This window comes from Gottfriedia sp. NPDC057991 (assembly GCF_042886615.1).
GTDB lineage: Bacteria > Bacillota > Bacilli > Bacillales > Bacillaceae_G > Gottfriedia.
The window spans coordinates 281,579-297,258 of sequence record NZ_JBHVQN010000001.1 but is presented as its reverse complement, the minus strand read 5'-3'; the positions used below and the strand labels follow the sequence as shown (position 1 = coordinate 297,258).

14 protein-coding genes are annotated in these 15,680 nt (G+C 34.5%); 1 reads left to right on the top strand and 13 read right to left on the bottom strand.

Annotated elements, in window-relative coordinates:
- Position 1 precedes the first annotated feature (1 nt).
- The 11 genes from ACFVR2_RS01410 to hutU form a co-directional block, all read right to left on the bottom strand.
- On the bottom strand, positions 2 to 4,120 hold the full coding sequence (locus ACFVR2_RS01410; RefSeq protein WP_387358219.1) for a S8 family serine peptidase: 4,119 nt from the start codon (positions 4,118 to 4,120) through the stop codon (positions 2 to 4).
- Between the two features lie 69 nt (positions 4,121 to 4,189).
- Positions 4,190 to 4,945: a dockerin type I repeat-containing protein gene (locus ACFVR2_RS01405; RefSeq protein ID WP_387358217.1), complete on the bottom strand. Its 756-nt coding sequence runs from the start codon at positions 4,943 to 4,945 to the stop codon at positions 4,190 to 4,192.
- A 251-nt stretch (positions 4,946 to 5,196) separates the two neighbouring features.
- A complete protein-coding gene (locus ACFVR2_RS01400; protein WP_387358215.1) occupies positions 5,197 to 6,402 on the bottom strand; it encodes a hypothetical protein in 1,206 nt (401 codons plus the stop codon).
- 321 nt (positions 6,403 to 6,723) lie between these two features.
- A complete protein-coding gene (locus tag ACFVR2_RS01395) occupies positions 6,724 to 7,062 on the bottom strand; it encodes a DUF3147 family protein (protein WP_387358213.1) in 339 nt (112 codons plus the stop codon).
- Positions 7,046 to 7,471 (bottom strand): MarR family winged helix-turn-helix transcriptional regulator, encoded by a 426-nt coding sequence (locus tag ACFVR2_RS01390; RefSeq protein WP_387358211.1) that lies wholly within the window; start codon positions 7,469 to 7,471, stop codon positions 7,046 to 7,048. The genes ACFVR2_RS01395 and ACFVR2_RS01390 overlap by 17 nt, the downstream gene beginning before the upstream one ends.
- A gap of 657 nt (positions 7,472 to 8,128) precedes the next feature.
- A complete protein-coding gene (locus ACFVR2_RS01385) occupies positions 8,129 to 8,584 on the bottom strand; it encodes an SRPBCC family protein (protein ID WP_387358209.1) in 456 nt (151 codons plus the stop codon).
- On the bottom strand, positions 8,581 to 8,907 hold the full coding sequence (locus tag ACFVR2_RS01380) for an ArsR/SmtB family transcription factor (protein WP_387358207.1): 327 nt from the start codon (positions 8,905 to 8,907) through the stop codon (positions 8,581 to 8,583). Before ACFVR2_RS01380 ends, ACFVR2_RS01385 begins: the two co-directional genes overlap by 4 nt.
- A 150-nt stretch (positions 8,908 to 9,057) precedes the next feature.
- Complete coding sequence (locus tag ACFVR2_RS01375; protein WP_387358205.1) at positions 9,058 to 9,318, bottom strand: YiaA/YiaB family inner membrane protein; 261 nt, start codon at positions 9,316 to 9,318, stop codon at positions 9,058 to 9,060.
- Positions 9,319 to 9,472: 154 nt separating this feature from the next.
- Positions 9,473 to 10,780 (bottom strand): MFS transporter, encoded by a 1,308-nt coding sequence (locus ACFVR2_RS01370; RefSeq protein WP_056472983.1) that lies wholly within the window; start codon positions 10,778 to 10,780, stop codon positions 9,473 to 9,475.
- Positions 10,781 to 10,850: 70 nt separating this feature from the next.
- Positions 10,851 to 12,107 carry an imidazolonepropionase gene (gene hutI, locus ACFVR2_RS01365; RefSeq protein ID WP_387358202.1) on the bottom strand — a complete coding sequence of 419 codons (1,257 nt, stop codon included), beginning with the start codon at positions 12,105 to 12,107 and terminating at the stop codon, positions 10,851 to 10,853.
- Positions 12,107 to 13,789, bottom strand: a complete 1,683-nt coding sequence (gene hutU / locus ACFVR2_RS01360) for a urocanate hydratase (protein WP_387358200.1) — start codon at positions 13,787 to 13,789, stop codon at positions 12,107 to 12,109. Before hutU ends, hutI begins: the two co-directional genes overlap by 1 nt.
- Positions 13,790 to 14,031: 242 nt before the next feature.
- Here hutU and ACFVR2_RS01355 point away from each other — a divergent pair, with 242 nt between their 5' ends.
- Entirely contained in the window at positions 14,032 to 14,415 is a 384-nt protein-coding gene (locus ACFVR2_RS01355) for a VOC family protein (RefSeq protein WP_387358198.1), read from the top strand.
- Between the two features lie 78 nt (positions 14,416 to 14,493).
- On the opposite strand, the gene ACFVR2_RS01350 is transcribed toward ACFVR2_RS01355, so the two are convergent.
- Together ACFVR2_RS01350 and ACFVR2_RS01345 are read right to left on the bottom strand one after the other, a co-directional pair.
- Positions 14,494 to 15,021, bottom strand: coding sequence for a DinB family protein (locus tag ACFVR2_RS01350; protein ID WP_387358196.1), 528 nt, complete (start codon positions 15,019 to 15,021; stop codon positions 14,494 to 14,496).
- 88 nt (positions 15,022 to 15,109) lie between these two features.
- Positions 15,110 to 15,634, bottom strand: coding sequence for a CbrC family protein (locus tag ACFVR2_RS01345; protein WP_387358194.1), 525 nt, complete (start codon positions 15,632 to 15,634; stop codon positions 15,110 to 15,112).
- Between the last annotated feature and the right edge of the window lie 46 nt (positions 15,635 to 15,680).

Here is a 15,680-nt window from a genome sequence, read left to right as displayed (position 1 = left end):
TCTAGTTAATTCCTAATTGAGTTTTAACAAGATCAATTGTTATTCCCTGATACTTTTTAACAGGTTTTGGAGCATCGGTTACGGTTGGATTTTTCATCAGATAATTTTGCTCAATTAAGGCAAAATCTTTTGCATCCGTCTTACCGTCGAAGTTAATATCAGTTGCTCGATTAGTTGTTCCCCAGTTTGCTTTCATCGCAATTGCATCTTTTACATCAATAACATCATCATTATTGACATCCCCAGCGATTAGACTTATTCCTCCAATTAATTTTGCTTCTCCAAGTACTCCATTCTCGGTTGACTTTCCAATTGTAAATATACCTTTTGTTGTGAAATGACCTGGTACAGCGACTTCAACTGTAAAAGGTTTATCAGATAAAGGAAGATTGAACACTTCAAAGAAACCGTCAGGATGATATGTTACGTTAGTATAAACATTATTTTGACCATCACTTACCTTTACATTAGCACCAATTTTCGTGTAATCGATTTTAGCAATTTGTGCTCCTTGAGTTGTAAAGTATGCTTCTGGAATAACTTTAGCAGCCATTTGTGAAAAAGTCGGTATTACATTGAATGACTTCATAAATCCAGGTGCACTTTCTGTAGTACCAGCTTTGTTTGTAACGTTAGCTTTTAAATCCTGAAGTTCATACCAGCCTTTATTAAAGTTATCACTCTTAGCTTTTACTTGAATATCAAGAAGTGGTACTTCGCTAGTTACAGGCTTTGTTAACTCTACTGTTATCTTCATATGTTTTCCACTTGTCGAAGCTGATTCCTCAGTTGTCACTGAACTTATTTGACTTTTCGTTTGTGAATTTTTCAATACTCCAACGATATCAAAGTTGTATGACGCATAGTCAAATTCAAAAGATACTTTATTTGTTTTATTTAAGTTCTGAGCAGATAAAGTAGCTGTAACGGTTTCTCCCGTTTTTATCGTTTCTTTATTTAAGGTACCTGTCACATATGGGCTTCCTTTTTTAACAAAAAGTGTTTCATTCATTCTACCGAAATCACCATTTGATGCGGAGTCCATTGCAAATGAGTAATATCTTGTAAAATTAGCGTTTGGATTTAATTTAACCTCACCTTTGTAGTTACCATTTTCGTCAACAGTTAATTCTTCTGAAGGCGAATCAACCCATCCGTAAGGACCCATGAATGTATCATAATACCCTACAACCGAGTTATATGACTGGTCGATATCAAATCCCATTGTTTTCATATCTTCAATATCTTTATCAAAAACTTTTCCTGAAAACGGAATTGATTGTTGTCCATCTTCGTACTCGTAAACTCCGAATGGTAAACTATGTTGAACAGTTGGATTATTGTCTTCGATATAAACCTTTGTTTCAGAACTAAAAGTTTTTCCTTGATCATTTCGTCCAATAAATTTAATTTTATATAACCCTGGTTTTGCCTGCACATACTTGTAAACTAGCGGACTATTTGGCTCAGCAGAAAATGGTATATAAATTCCACCAAATCCATTTGCCACTCTATACAATACATTTTCATCAGCCTGAATTCCATCTAATGTTCCAATAATTCCAAGGTCTTCATTCGTTTTTGCATCTGTCAGTATTACGTCAATATAACGCATATGAGACTTCAGCTGGAAGAATAAATCCGTACGTGGTCTCGTAAATGGATGATTGTCATACGTATTACTTGTCAGTGCATATGGAAATGCTCCTACTTCTTCAATACCTTCTTCAACGAAACGTCCTGCAAACGGAATTTGATACGTTTCATCTGGATTTTGTTTATTTGTGTAAACAATATATCCTTCATATGTCCCTTTTTCAGCATTTGCTGGAATATCAATAAATACTGCATGTTTCTTTTGTTGTCCTGGTTTTACCTTTAACTCTGAATCGACTGTAATCTTTACGTTATTTGCAACAGCGTCTTTTGAGATTCTAGAAGTTTGGTAAACTACTTTTATATCAAATGTTTTCGTTTCCTTGCTATCGTTTCTTAATACTACATTACGATGGTCTTCTCTATTTACCCCAGTTGAAGTAAATGTACCGAAGCTAATAGCTCCTGTAGTTTCTTTAATCGTTTTCATTTTATTGCCGATCATTGTGTCAGTAGTATCTAGTACCTCTATATTTACTCCTGCATGTACTGCTTCATATGCATCCACACGCCCTGCACCAACTTCATAAACACTATATTTATCGTTTAGTGGGTCTGCAGTATTCATTAAGTTTGCTTTTACATCTAATGGCGTATAATCTGGATGCGCCTGTAAAATTAATGCAGCAATACCAGCTACATGCGGACTTGCCATTGATGTTCCAGACAAGCGTGCGTATGCGTGTTTATAGTCACCAAGTGATGCACTACCAGCGAAGTGCGTAGGCACAGTAGATAGAATATCTACTCCAGGAGCTGTAACTTCAGGTTTAATATCATAGGTTACACGAGCAGGACCACGTGAACTAAATGGTGCAAGCTTGTCACCTTCCGTTTTCACTTCACCTAATTTTTCAAATGAATAGGAAGTATCGCCAGCATTAACTTTTTGTAATAAATCCAATCCTTGAGCATTTGTTAAAGAGAAGGTTGGAATATTTGCGACTCCTTCCCCTAAATAATTGGGAACATACCCTTCTTTCGGATCAGAATTATAGATGAATAAAGCCGCTGCTCCCTTTTGTTTAGCAAACTTAATTTTATCGTTTAAAGTAATGCTACCACGTTGAACTAAAGCGATTTTGCCTTTAACGTCTTTACCACTGTAGTCTGCAAAAGCTCCATAACCTACATTTACAACTGGTAAATTTTGACCTACAAAGTTTTGAATCTGATCTGTAAAGCTCTTAGCCATTAAGCGAATGTCCGTAGCCGTTTTGCCGCTGCCAGATTGAACTGACCCCTTTAATTCCGCGATTGTAGTCGGTACACTGCTTGCCCCAACTGCTAGTCCTAATGGTGCATTTCCTGGAGTTCCAACCGTATACATCCCATTTCCAGCATTTCCTGCAGCTAACACGGCTGTTACGCCTGAGAGCACTGCATTGTTAATAGCAAATGCAAGTGGATTCATCGGATCATTGTAATCCGATCCAAGTGATAGATTAATTACGTCCATTCCGTCACTTACAGCCTTGTCAATTCCAGCGATGATTGCATCTGATGAACCCCTACCGTATGGACCAAGTACGCGATACACATATAAATCAGCATCTGGAGCTATACCTGTAACTGAGTATTCAGAGTCAGCTGTGCCTTGTCCAACGATTGTCCCAGATACATGAGTTCCGTGTACAGTGTAATATGTTGCGCCTGCACTAACTTCTAGTTGTTTAGATTTTTTCCAGTCGTCGTAAGTTGCTTCCATTGGATCACTATCATTATCGACGAAATCATAGCCACCTTTATATGCTGCTTTAATATCAGGATGATTATAGTCAACTCCGGTATCAATAACCCCTACTTTGATTCCTTTACCTGTATAACCTTCTTCATGAAGCTTGTCCACTCCTAAAAATGGATTCACATCTCCTTCAGGTAAATCAGTTCCAGTTTCAGTACTTTCTTGTTCAACCGGAGGGTCAACTGTTATTTCTTTACTTTCCCACACCGCTTTAACAGCTTTTGATTGCATTAAAGCTTCAACTTTATTAGCCGGAATTTGCATTGATACGCCATTAAAAGCATGCTTGTACTTTCGCTTAATTGTGTAAGGCGTCTTATCTTTATCATTTTTAAAAATTGATGTTAAATCTTTTTGAAAATTTGTATGAGAATCTTCAACTTGTTGATCAGCCTGTGACACGCTTAAAGTCTTTCCTTCAGCCTTTGCAGACAGGACTGCAGTTTTAGAAGGTAAAGTTTTAAATTGAACGATTACCGTGATGTTTTCATCACTGTTTAAATTCACATCAGGACTAATCTGCAGACCAGATTGATCGCTCATTTTTAGTTGCGTTAAAGCTTTTCTTTGCTCTGGTGTAAGCTTTGCTAAAATCGATTCTGTATTCATAGCAGCTTGTACATTTACTGGCTTAATTCCAGATGATGATACAAAGCCTCCAGCAAGTAAACTTGTTCCTATAGCAAGTGCAGTAACTGATTTCGTAATGTTTTTTCTCATTCTCTTTCTCCCTTTTCCATTTAAGTAAGTAAATTTTCTACGAATTCTCTTCTATAGATTGCTAATTTATTACTGAATGTTAAGCGATTCTAGTACACTCTCTAATGTTTGACCTTTATAAGTCTTTTTAGGTTTAGGAGCATTTGGAGCTGTCGGATTTTGCATTAAATAATTTTTCTTTACAAATCCCATATCTGTCGCATCCACTTTTCCATCAAAGTTAATGTCTGCTTCACGCTTACTTGTACCCCAAAAAGTTTGGATGTAAATTGCGTCAAGAACATCGATCGCATCATCTTTATTTACATCCCCAGCAATAGCAGGATTATAGTTGAGCTTCATGCGTTGCCCTATTAAACTTCCATTATCGTTATCACTAATCAAAAATGGTTTTCTTACTGTAAAATGTCCAGGAATATCCATAACGAATGTTAATGGCTTATTCGTAATTGGTAGTTTCGTTAACGTAAAAGATGGCTGTTTTGAAATGACGCCATTATAAGCAATTCCATTCACATCAACTGCTTTAAGTGTTCCGCCAACTGCAGTATGGTCAATTCCAAAGTACGTTGCTCCATTTCTCATTAACCCTTCTGCTAATACATCACCAAACGTTTCAGAATATGTTGGAATCATCGATACATAAAAATCTGCAGACTTTACTTGTACTACATTATTTGCTGTATCAGTATAATTTGTATTTGTACTAACAAGTGTAGTAGGTTCTTTAATAAATTTATCATCTCTAACTTTTAACGTAATATCCACTAATGGAATATTCCCCGACACGTTAGCCTGCTCAGGTAAAGTTGCAGTGATTTTCATGTTTCTTTGTGAACCAGTTAATGTAAATTCTTGATTAATATTAACCTCCCCATACTTAGCGTCAATGGAGTGATACGATTTTTAATCTTTCTCATCCTTCTCTTCCCTTCAATTAAATAGTCCTACGCGTTTTATTATAAAAAGACTTTATGGAATTTTACTATTTCGAAAATTCTGTCAAATTATTTTTTTTATAAAAAAAGAACGATAACAAAAATTGTCATCGTTCTCATTTCTATGATTGAAATTAGTTACCTACCTAATATTTGTAAATATTTTCGTTCATGCTCTAGATTAATTTTATGTCTATATTTCCAAAACATCACTAAAGCCTTACTAAACGATTTAGCAACCCCTAGTTCGATTGCTGTTATTAAAACATCTAAAATTTCATGCACACCTTCTGTAATTTTATTTTTTGCACACTGATATAAAGCATGTGAAAAGCGGAGCTGCAGATGCATTTGCTGCCTGAAAGATTCATTACTTAGAGCGGTTTCCTCAAAAATATAAAAATATTGCTTTAACAAGACTTCAACATCATCGATCCGCTCAAGTTTTAAATAGACTTCTAAAATTCTAGGTAATCCAGCAAACATGTCATCTCTTCCCTCCAACCAATCAAGGTAGCGATCAACATATTCATATTGGCCAAATTCTAAGTAAACGACAAATCGATTGCCTATAGCTAAGTCCGCATAATATCCATTTACTTTTGAATATCGATCTATTACTTTCAACACTTCTTCCAATGAGCTACCTAAACGAAGCGATGCGAATCCTTGATAAAGGAGTGCTCTTCCATAATATTCTTCCTCCTTAGCAATTTTCTCCAAGGCCTTAGCGTAACACATTACCTTTTCCCAATTCTGGCGGATATAACAAGTTGCCATAATCCACAAATAAGTAGATAATTGCAATTCCTGTGGCAAATTATGAAAATGCCTTAAAACAAGTACTTCAGCATCAGGTCCCTGTTCTGTCAACCGAACTATGTAATATTTCTTATAGTAACTTTTAGCTAATTGAGCTGAATGATGATCGGGTGTACTCTCAATAACACACTCATATAGTGGTAATGACAGCAGTACTTTTTTCTCTTCAAAAAGCTTTTCTGCAACTAAAAAAATATAATTTAAATTCTTCTTAAGTATTTGTTTCGACCTTTCATCTAAAACTCTATTAAACATATTTTGAAGCAAATCTTCGTACCCAAGTGATGCGCATTTATATAAAAATTCCATACTTCTTCTTTTATCCATAATCTTATTTTCATTAAAACATTCTTCAATATAATCTGAGTAAAAAGTACCTCCCTCCAGACCCAGGCCTGCAGTAATTGCGTCCAAATTACGTAATGAAAGAGATTGTTTATGATTTAGAATTCGGCTTATTTCAGTCAAATGAATATTAGAATTTTTAGCGAGTTGGGTTATATTCCAGTCTTTTTCATGCATATGATCCATAATCCTGTGAAACAATTTTAAATTCAACTTATTTACCTTCCTTCCATCATTTATTTTGAAAATCTATTTAAAGTTGCCGTAACTTTCATATTATTAAATTTCTTCTCTATTAATTAGAAAGCTCTAATGAAAAACTGTCAAGGTGGCATATGGACTAATGTGATTTCTACGAGTGACATTAATCACAGAAGCCCAAAGTCAATTAATATTTTCGAAACATACCTTAAAAAAATATAAAACGACTGTTCTATCACAGTCGTTTTATCATTTTATTATTCTTAATTTGTAACTAATTACTTTAAGTTATCACTATTAAAACAAATGCTTTACGACTAAATCTTGAGCAAAAATATAAAGAACCCATCCTACAATTCCAAGCCCGATTGAACTAATTAAATGCATTGAATGTTGAAGAGCTACTCCAATAATTAACAGCATAACGACTGTACCTGGAATCCCTAATACAACACCATAAGCGAATTTACTTAATGTTTGCACTTGTTCACCTTGAACATTAAGCCAAATAAGGCTTAAAAGACTAACGATCGGTAAAGCCGCAATCAATCCACCTTGTGTAGGAAATCGGCGTGCTATTTCAGTAATAACTCCGATTATAATTGCTGAAGTAAATATTTTAATAATCGCGTACACTTTGAGCCCTCTCTTTCATTAAATTAAAGGCTTTTAAAATTGTTTCTCTTTCTTGTTCGGTCATCTGTTCAAAAAGAAGTTGTTGTAGTTTTTCCTCATTTAAACTTGAATTTTGTAACAAAACTTCTTTCCCTAAATCAGTAAGCATTAGGATTACTTTTCGTTGATCCACCTCACCACGGGTTTTATAAACATATTCTTTTTCTAGTAAACGTTTTACATGCTCTGATGCTGTATTGTGTGAGACTTTAATTCCTTCAGCAATGTCCTTTATCCCAACTTCAGCTTCTTTATCGATCATTTGTAAAATCCGAACACTCTGGTGCGTAATATTTTCTTTATGCTTATATCGTAAAAGATAGTAAATATCGGTCCATAATTGATTCAGTTGTTTTATTTCCTTATCCATGTTGATTCTCCTTATATCGTATAGTACGATTATATCTTATTAAAAGATTATATCTTATAATACGATATATGTAAAATGGGAAGTCAGGAGACAAAAATGAGTGGCTGCCAAAATTTTTATTGAATATAGTAGAGTTGCAAATAAGTTTTATAGAATCGCATATAGGAAGTTTATCTGTGCAAATAAATGATGAACATTTGCAAAATACAGTGAACTGCAAATAAAATCTATGAATCACAATTAAAATTGGCAAAACTGCAATTAAATTTAGAGAATCGCAATTAAAATTAGCTAAACTGCAATTAAATTCCAAAGAATCGCAATTAAAACAAAGTATTACCCATACCAGTTAAGGTATTATGATGAAATAATTTTACATTGAACTATATTTTTAATTGGAAAACTAACAAACATGCTTCAATCCTTTTCATTTTAGAAAAAAATTGATAAAACCCTTAAAAAAGAGCAATCAAATCAACTCACTATTATAGATACCCCCACTTTGTATTAACCTAATCAGAAGTTTACAAGTAATGTTACATAAGCGTAATTTCTAATTAAAATAAACTATTTTTACAATTAAAAAAGGGACTTCCATCTGTCAGTTAACCTGACTAATGAGGCAGTCCCTTTTTTAATTCATAAAAACTATCTGTTCTAAATCGAAATAGGTGGCAATGTACTTCCTGTTTCAAGCAAGCTTTTTAAGTTACTTAAAATTGCTGGCCAGCCATTGTTTAAGCCTTCAAACGTATCGTCACGATCTACTAAATCAGTCGGTTCTAGATTTTCATGCTTTAGCGTTAATCTAACTGTTGACTCTAATTCTTTTAAAGTAAATGTGACGATTGATGGTTCTGTACGGTTCGTCGGATCATTTGTGTGATTCCAAGTAAAAGAAAGTAAACGATTTGGTTCACATTTTAATATCGTTCCGTAATCTGTCACCTCTCCATTTCGTAAGTAGGAAACAGTTGACCCTACTTTCCAATCAGATTCAATTGCAGTTCCGAAAAAGTATTTTTCAGTAAATTGAGTACTTGTTAAAGCTTCCCATAGTTTTTCAGGTGTAGTTGCAATGTATGTAACATAAACAAATTGTGGTTTATTCATTTCTTATTGCCCTCCTCAAGTTCAATTTTTAATTCACTAAGCGCTTCCAATTGACTTTTTTCGTACTTGTTAATCCATCGTTTAGAAATTTCATTAATTGGTACCGGATTAAGATAATGAAGTTTATTTCGTCCGTGCCACTGTACTACAACAAGATTCGCATCTTCTAGTATCACTAGGTGCTTGGTTACTGCTTGTCTACTCATTTCAAGATGTTGACATAATTCACTCAATGTTTGTCCGTTATTAATAAAAAGTTCATCAAGAAGTTTTCTCCGACTTGAATCGGCAAGTGCTTTAAAAACCTGATCGATTTCATTCAACCTCCTCAATAATTATATAATAAGCAACCACTTAGTTGCATGTCAAATTAATTTAATCTCTTTTGGAAGTTAGCAATTTCTACTCTTTATTGAACAATATTCATTTTTCTAAACAAAAAATAGCCGCATTAGCGGCTAAATTTTTATCTATTAACTTTCTATTTTTTCATTTTTCCCCTTTTTAACTTCATCAAATTGCTCGTCTTCCATATCTTCTTGGTTATCACGTGTAACTTTTGCAACCATAAATGACGATACAATAATTCCAATTGCCCCCATTAAATAATAGCTTTTTACATACAATGGTTCTTCTAAATGATAAAGTCCGATAAAAGTTAAAACACTAAAAATTGAGAAAGATGCCCAAGCTAAAAACGTAAAATATGGAGTATTACGTCTTCTTTTTTTCAACTATAATCCCCCCTATTTTTAAGGTATTACTATTTTAATAAGCTATAAAAATTGTTAGAACTTAAAGCACTTTATGTTGCATACCAATTTTTGGAAGCAGTATCAAAAGCAAAAAAAAGAGAAATTGCCGAAACAATTTCTCTTTTTCATTCTATTAACCTGCAAGATCATTCGAAGGTCTAGCAGTTTGTTCTCTTTTCCCTGGTTTAACAAAGACCATTGCAACCATTCCTAATGTTACTGCGATTGATGCTGCGATAAACATTGCGCTATATCCATGTTTTGCTACTAGGCTACCTGTTAAGGTTGGTGCAATAATTGTAGCTAGGTTTGCGATGAAATGTGTTACACCACCAAATGTTCCAGCTTTTTTTGGTTCTGTATCTAATACGACTGTCCAATAAATCGAGTTTGGTAAATAGTTAAATGCATTACCAATACACATTAAGATTAAGACTGCTGTAGCACTTTGAACTGTTGGAATCAGCATGAAACAAATTGCTGTAAAGAATAAAGAAATAACTGTGAACCAAGATCTAGCAATACGTAAATTCCCTGTTTTTCTAAGAAGTGAATCTGATATTTTTCCGCCTAGCAATCCTGTGAAAATAGCTCCAATCCATGGTATCATTCCAACAAATCCTAGTGATGCTAATGAAAAACCGAATTCATCTTGTAAATATTTTGGCGTCCAAGTAAGTAATAATATATTTACATATAAAAAGGCAAAATATCCAATTGCATTCATTACTAGGTTAGGATTTTTGAAAAAATAGTACCATGGTGTAGATTCTTGTTCACTTTTTCCACTAACTGGATTATTCAAACGGATGGTCTCAAGTTCTTGTTTTGTGACATTTGGATTTTCTTCTGGTAGGTTTGTAAATACTTTAGACCAAATAAATGCCCAAATTAAACCAACTACCCCAAGTATAATAAATGTCACTTTCCAATTTGCAACTGATAATAGAGCAACTACGATTGGTGCAGTAATAAGTGCCCCTACAGGTGTACCTACTAAACCAAGTGCAACTGCAAAGCCTCTTTCTTTCGGAGAAACCCAGTTAGCCATTGTTTTATTCATTGTTGAAAGGGTAGGTCCTTCTGCAAATCCGAATAAAACTCGGAAAACTGCAAAACCAGCTAAAGCTGATCCACCGAATAATGTTGCACCTAAATGACCAGCAAATACAGTACCTAATTCAAAAATTGACCAGGCAGTTGCAGCAAGTAGCCACATAAATCTAGGTCCTTTTTTGTCAGCGAAAGCTCCTCCAAATAATGCCCCGAAAATATAGCCATATCCAAAGTAACCTAAGATTTCACCCCAACTAACTGGACTTAATCCAAACTCTTTAATGATTTCTGCCTGTGCATATGAAATTGCACCTCGGTCAATATAATTAACAATCGTGATCATAATGATCATAAAAATGATAAAGAATCTATAATTATTTTTCATTAAAAGATAGTTCCTCCTATTAATTTTTTTTATTAGAAGAACCCGCCATTTATCTATCATTTTCTACTACTTAAACTATCTTTTCACCTTTTTTCCAAACAGATTTCACATGGTTAACGCCGAATAAATATTGTAATTCTTGATAGTTTTTAACATTCCATAATACAATGTCAGCTTGTTTTCCAACTTCAAGTGAGCCGATTTGATCTTGGCGATTAATTGCACACGCAGCGTTGTATGTTGCTGCCGTTAAGCTTTCAGCTGGAGTAAGTCTCATTGAAATACAAGCTAAGTTCATTACAAGCGGCATTGAAGTTGTTGGTGAAGAACCTGGATTGCAGTCAGTTGAAATAGCTACTGCGACTCCTTCATCAACCATTTTTCTTCCTTTTGCAGCATCTTCACGTAAATAAAGTGCTGTTGCAGGAAGAAGACAAGCAATTGTTCCTGATTTAGCCATTGCAGCAATACCTTCATCAGAAGCTTTTAATAAATGCTCGGCTGAAATAGCACCAACTTTTGCTGCTAATTCCGCTCCGCCATAAGGTTCAATTTCATCAGCATGAATTTTTGGAATTAGATCATATTTTTTACCTGCTTCTAAAATTCGCTCTGATTGTTCTGGCGTAAATACACCTTTTTCGCAGAAAACGTCATTAAATTCAGCTAATTTTTCCTCTGCAATGATTGGTAGCATGTCGTTAATTAAGTGATCAACAAAATCGTCTTCTCGTCCTTTAAACTCTTTCGGCACTGCATGAGCACCCATAAAAGTAGGAACTAATTCAACTGCATGCATATATTTTAATTTTTTCATAACTCTTAACTGCTTTAGCTCGGTTTCTAAATCCATACCATAACCGCTCTTACTTTCTACAGTTGTCACGCCATGTGCAATGAATGAATCAAGACGACGCATCGTTTGTGCCATCAATTCTTCTTCAGTCGCTTCACGAGTCATGCGGGCAGTCGCATGAATTCCGCCACCCGCATTCATAATATCCATATATGTTGCACCTTCAAGACGCATTTCAAATTCACGCTCACGGCTTCCACCATACACAACATGTGTATGTGGATCCACTAGACCAGGAGTAACAAGTTGATTTGATGCATCAACTACTTCTGCTTCATGAATTTTATCTGCATAGCGATCTTGAATTTCTTTTGTTGTACCAACAGCTTGAATTACTCCATCTTCAATCCATAAGCTACCGTCTTCAATTAAACCAAGCTCTGACATTGCTTCCTTTGAGCGAGGTCCTTTCACTTCAGAAGCAAGCGTTGCTAATTGAGCTACATTTTTAATCCAAATTGGTTTTGTCATTACTTATCAGTCCCTTTATCAAGCATTGGAATATTTACTCCTCTTTCACGAGCAGTTTGTTTAGCTAGCTCATAACCCGCATCAGCGTGACGAACTACACCCATTCCAGGGTCTGTTGTTAATACGCGCTCAATACGAGCTTCTGCTTCTTTTGTACCATCTGCAACAATTACGACACCAGCGTGTAATGAATAACCCATTCCTACTCCACCACCGTGGTGAACTGATACCCAAGTAGCTCCACCAACTGCATTAATCATTGCATTTAAGATTGGCCAGTCTGCTACTGCATCTGATCCATCCATCATGCTTTCAGTTTCACGATTTGGAGATGCTACAGAACCTGAATCTAAGTGGTCACGTCCAATTACGATTGGAGCTTTTAATTCGCCACTTGCAACCATGTCATTTAAGATTTTACCGAAACGAGCGCGCTCGCCATAACCTAACCAGCAAATACGAGAAGGTAAACCTTGGAATTCAACTTTTTCCTGAGCCATGCGAATCCAGTTACATAAATGCTCATTATCAGCAAATTCACGTAAAATAGCTTGGTCAGTTTTGTAAATATCTTCAGGATCACCTGATAATGCTACCCAACGGAAAGGACCTTTACCTTCACAGAATTGTGGACGAATATAAGCTGGAACGAATCCTGGGAAATCAAATGCGTTTTCTACCCCTTCATCCTTCGCAACTTGACGGATGTTATTACCGTAATCAAATGTTACAGATCCTTTTTCCATCATTTCAAGCATTGCTTTTACGTGAGTTGCCATTGAAGCTTTTGAACGAGCAACATATAATTCTGGGTTTGAAGCTCTTAATTCTGCCGCTTCTTCTAAAGACATTCCTGATGGAGTATAACCGTTTAATGGATCGTGCGCTGATGTTTGGTCAGTTAATACTTCTGGAATAAAGTTTCTAGCGATCATTTCTGGTAAAATATCAGATGCATTCCCAATTAGACCGATTGATAATGCTTTACCTTCTTTTTTCGCTTCTTCAGCAAGACGAATTGCCTCATCTAATGAATCTGTTTTTACATCCGTATATCTAGTTTCAATACGACGATCGATTCTTGTTTCATCTACATCAATTCCGATACAAACTCCACCATTCATCGTAACAGCAAGTGGTTGAGCCCCACCCATTCCACCAAGACCAGCAGTAACAGTAATTGTACCTTCTAGTGTGCCATTGAAATGTTGTTTTGCTAATTCAGCAAATGTTTCGTAAGTTCCTTGAACAATACCTTGAGAACCGATATAAATCCAGCTACCTGCTGTCATTTGACCGTACATCATTAAACCTTTTTTATCTAATTCGTGGAAAGTATCCCAATTAGCAAAAGCAGGTACTAAATTTGAGTTAGCAATTAAAACACGTGGTGCATCCGTATGAGATTTAAAAATCGCTACTGGTTTACCAGATTGAACTAATAATGTTTCATCATTTTCTAAATTCTTTAATGAATCAACAATCGCATCGAAACACTCCCAGTTACGAGCTGCTTTACCGATTCCACCATATACAACAAGATCCTCTGGACGCTCTGCTACATCTGGATCTAAATTATTCATTAACATACGAAGGACTGCTTCTTGTTGCCAACCTTTTGTATTTAATTCCGTACCTCTATATCTAACTACTTTAACTTTATCGACTGTAACCGTATTCATAATTTAATACCCCCTTGATGTGATATTTTCAGTCTAACATGAATTTTCCGATATTTTATTATAAAATAATGATTTTTTTATGTTTTATTTCACATTCCTTAACTTTAATTTGTATTTTTATAAATTATCTCATTTTTTATTAATTTATTAGTCTATTTTAAAAGAAATCTATGAATATAAAAGAGGTTTAAAATAAGTGATGTTGAATTCATTAATGGATTAAATCGAGAGGTGGAATCGTCATGAAATCAACTGTTTCTCCAATTGCTAATAAAATTAATTACGTTTTTATCCATGTTAAGGATTTAAAAAAATCAGTTAATTGGTATTGTAAACTCCTTGGTATAACGTTTGATCGTAGCCAGATCGAATCCCCTGTTTTCAACGTCCCAGTAACAGGTACTACTGGACTTACATTAGATGACCATACTTTTGATCCTAATTTTAAGTTCGAACCTTCAAAAAATGTGTTATTTAATTTCTACACTGAAGATATAGACGCTGCCTATAATTTTATGAAAAAAAATAATATTACGATTGTAAAAGATATCGAACGCATTGGAGAATTTGCATATTTTAACTTTGAAGATTTGGATGGGAATGTACTAATGATCTGTACTAGTTAATATGAGGGAATAGTCGAGGAAAATTTAAAATTTAAGCCTGTATCCTCAATTTATATCATTCGACGATACAGGCTATTTTTAAGCATTTTTAAATAATTTACGGATCATTCTTATTTGGCCACGGTGATTAATTTCGTCCTCAAATACATGAAACCATTTAAAGTAATTTGTAGCTTTTGCTCTACCAAACTCTGTCTGCTCATACAACCACTCATCTGAAAGTGTATTAAATTTTGCATAAGTTTCTTCACGAACCGAGTTTAAAAGATTAATATAATAGTCTGCATCATTACCTTTAATTGTCTTTCGAGCATGATCATTTAAATCTAACCCAGGTAACCATTTCTCTTCTTCTTCCGAATTTAAATCTCGATTTTCAAATGTATTAAGTTGATACCAATATTCAACTCCTGCCATATGAGTTAACAACATCCCAATTGTATTACCTGTTGGAGTGTGCAAATAATCTAACTCCTCCACTGTAATATCGTTAATAGCTTCCAAAGTTGTATATCTTACATAATTCATCATTGAAATTAGAGTATTAAAATCTCCTTTTACGCCATCTTGTTCTCCAACTAATAGTAATTTGTTCCATTCGTACATAGTTGCAACCCCTTTCATTTTTTTCTACATAAAATTTAATTTTCTATTAATTAATTAATTAATTAATTAATTAATAGAAAAAAGATAATTATGATGCATCAGCATGAAGACGATGCTTTTTGCAACAATTACACTGAAATAAATAACCTTGTAAATTACCATCATTTTTTAAAGCATCTTTAAATTCTTGAATTGATAAGCCATATTCTTCACTTAACCTGTTTAGATCCGTCTCTAATTCTATTTCTAAATGTTTAACTTCTTCCCATCCAACATAATCAATAATCGAACAAAAATCTCCACAATGACTAAGCCAGTATTCTTGTTGCCACCCTATATAACCAGGATTTCGATAAATTAATTCATCTACATATTCTTCACAATCGACTTCATCACACGATTCTATATCCTGAAATTCTCCATCATATTTTTTGGCTGCTGAACCATCTGCGATACACCATGGACAAATTCCTTCAACATCTTCCTCTGAATAAAATGGACCTTCATAAACAAAATTCCGTTTCTGTTCGCAAACAGGACAAACTGTCTCTTCTTCAACTATGACACCTAATTTTATTGGATTAGGATTGTATTTAAAAATTGGTAAGTTCACTTTTTTTACCGCCTATTCTCTGTTATTTACGTTCTTAATTTTAATA

Bases quoted from the DNA above. Each gene is read 5' to 3' on its own strand.
- ACFVR2_RS01410 (WP_387358219.1), bottom strand. From the start codon at position 4,120: ATGAGAAAAAACATTACGAAATCAGTTACTGCACTTGCTATAGGAACA.
- ACFVR2_RS01405 (WP_387358217.1), bottom strand. From the start codon at position 4,945: ATGAAAATCACTGCAACTTTACCTGAGCAGGCTAACGTGTCGGGGAAT.
- ACFVR2_RS01400 (WP_387358215.1), bottom strand. From the start codon at position 6,402: ATGCATGAAAAAGACTGGAATATAACCCAACTCGCTAAAAATTCTAAT.
- ACFVR2_RS01390 (WP_387358211.1), bottom strand. From the start codon at position 7,471: ATGGATAAGGAAATAAAACAACTGAATCAATTATGGACCGATATTTAC.
- ACFVR2_RS01385 (WP_387358209.1), bottom strand. From the start codon at position 8,584: ATGAATAAACCACAATTTGTTTATGTTACATACATTGCAACTACACCT.
- ACFVR2_RS01370 (WP_056472983.1), bottom strand. From the start codon at position 10,780: ATGAAAAATAATTATAGATTCTTTATCATTTTTATGATCATTATGATC.
- hutI (WP_387358202.1), bottom strand. From the start codon at position 12,107: ATGACAAAACCAATTTGGATTAAAAATGTAGCTCAATTAGCAACGCTT.
- hutU (WP_387358200.1), bottom strand. From the start codon at position 13,789: ATGAATACGGTTACAGTCGATAAAGTTAAAGTAGTTAGATATAGAGGT.
- ACFVR2_RS01355 (WP_387358198.1), top strand. From the start codon at position 14,032: ATGAAATCAACTGTTTCTCCAATTGCTAATAAAATTAATTACGTTTTT.
- ACFVR2_RS01350 (WP_387358196.1), bottom strand. From the start codon at position 15,021: ATGTACGAATGGAACAAATTACTATTAGTTGGAGAACAAGATGGCGTA.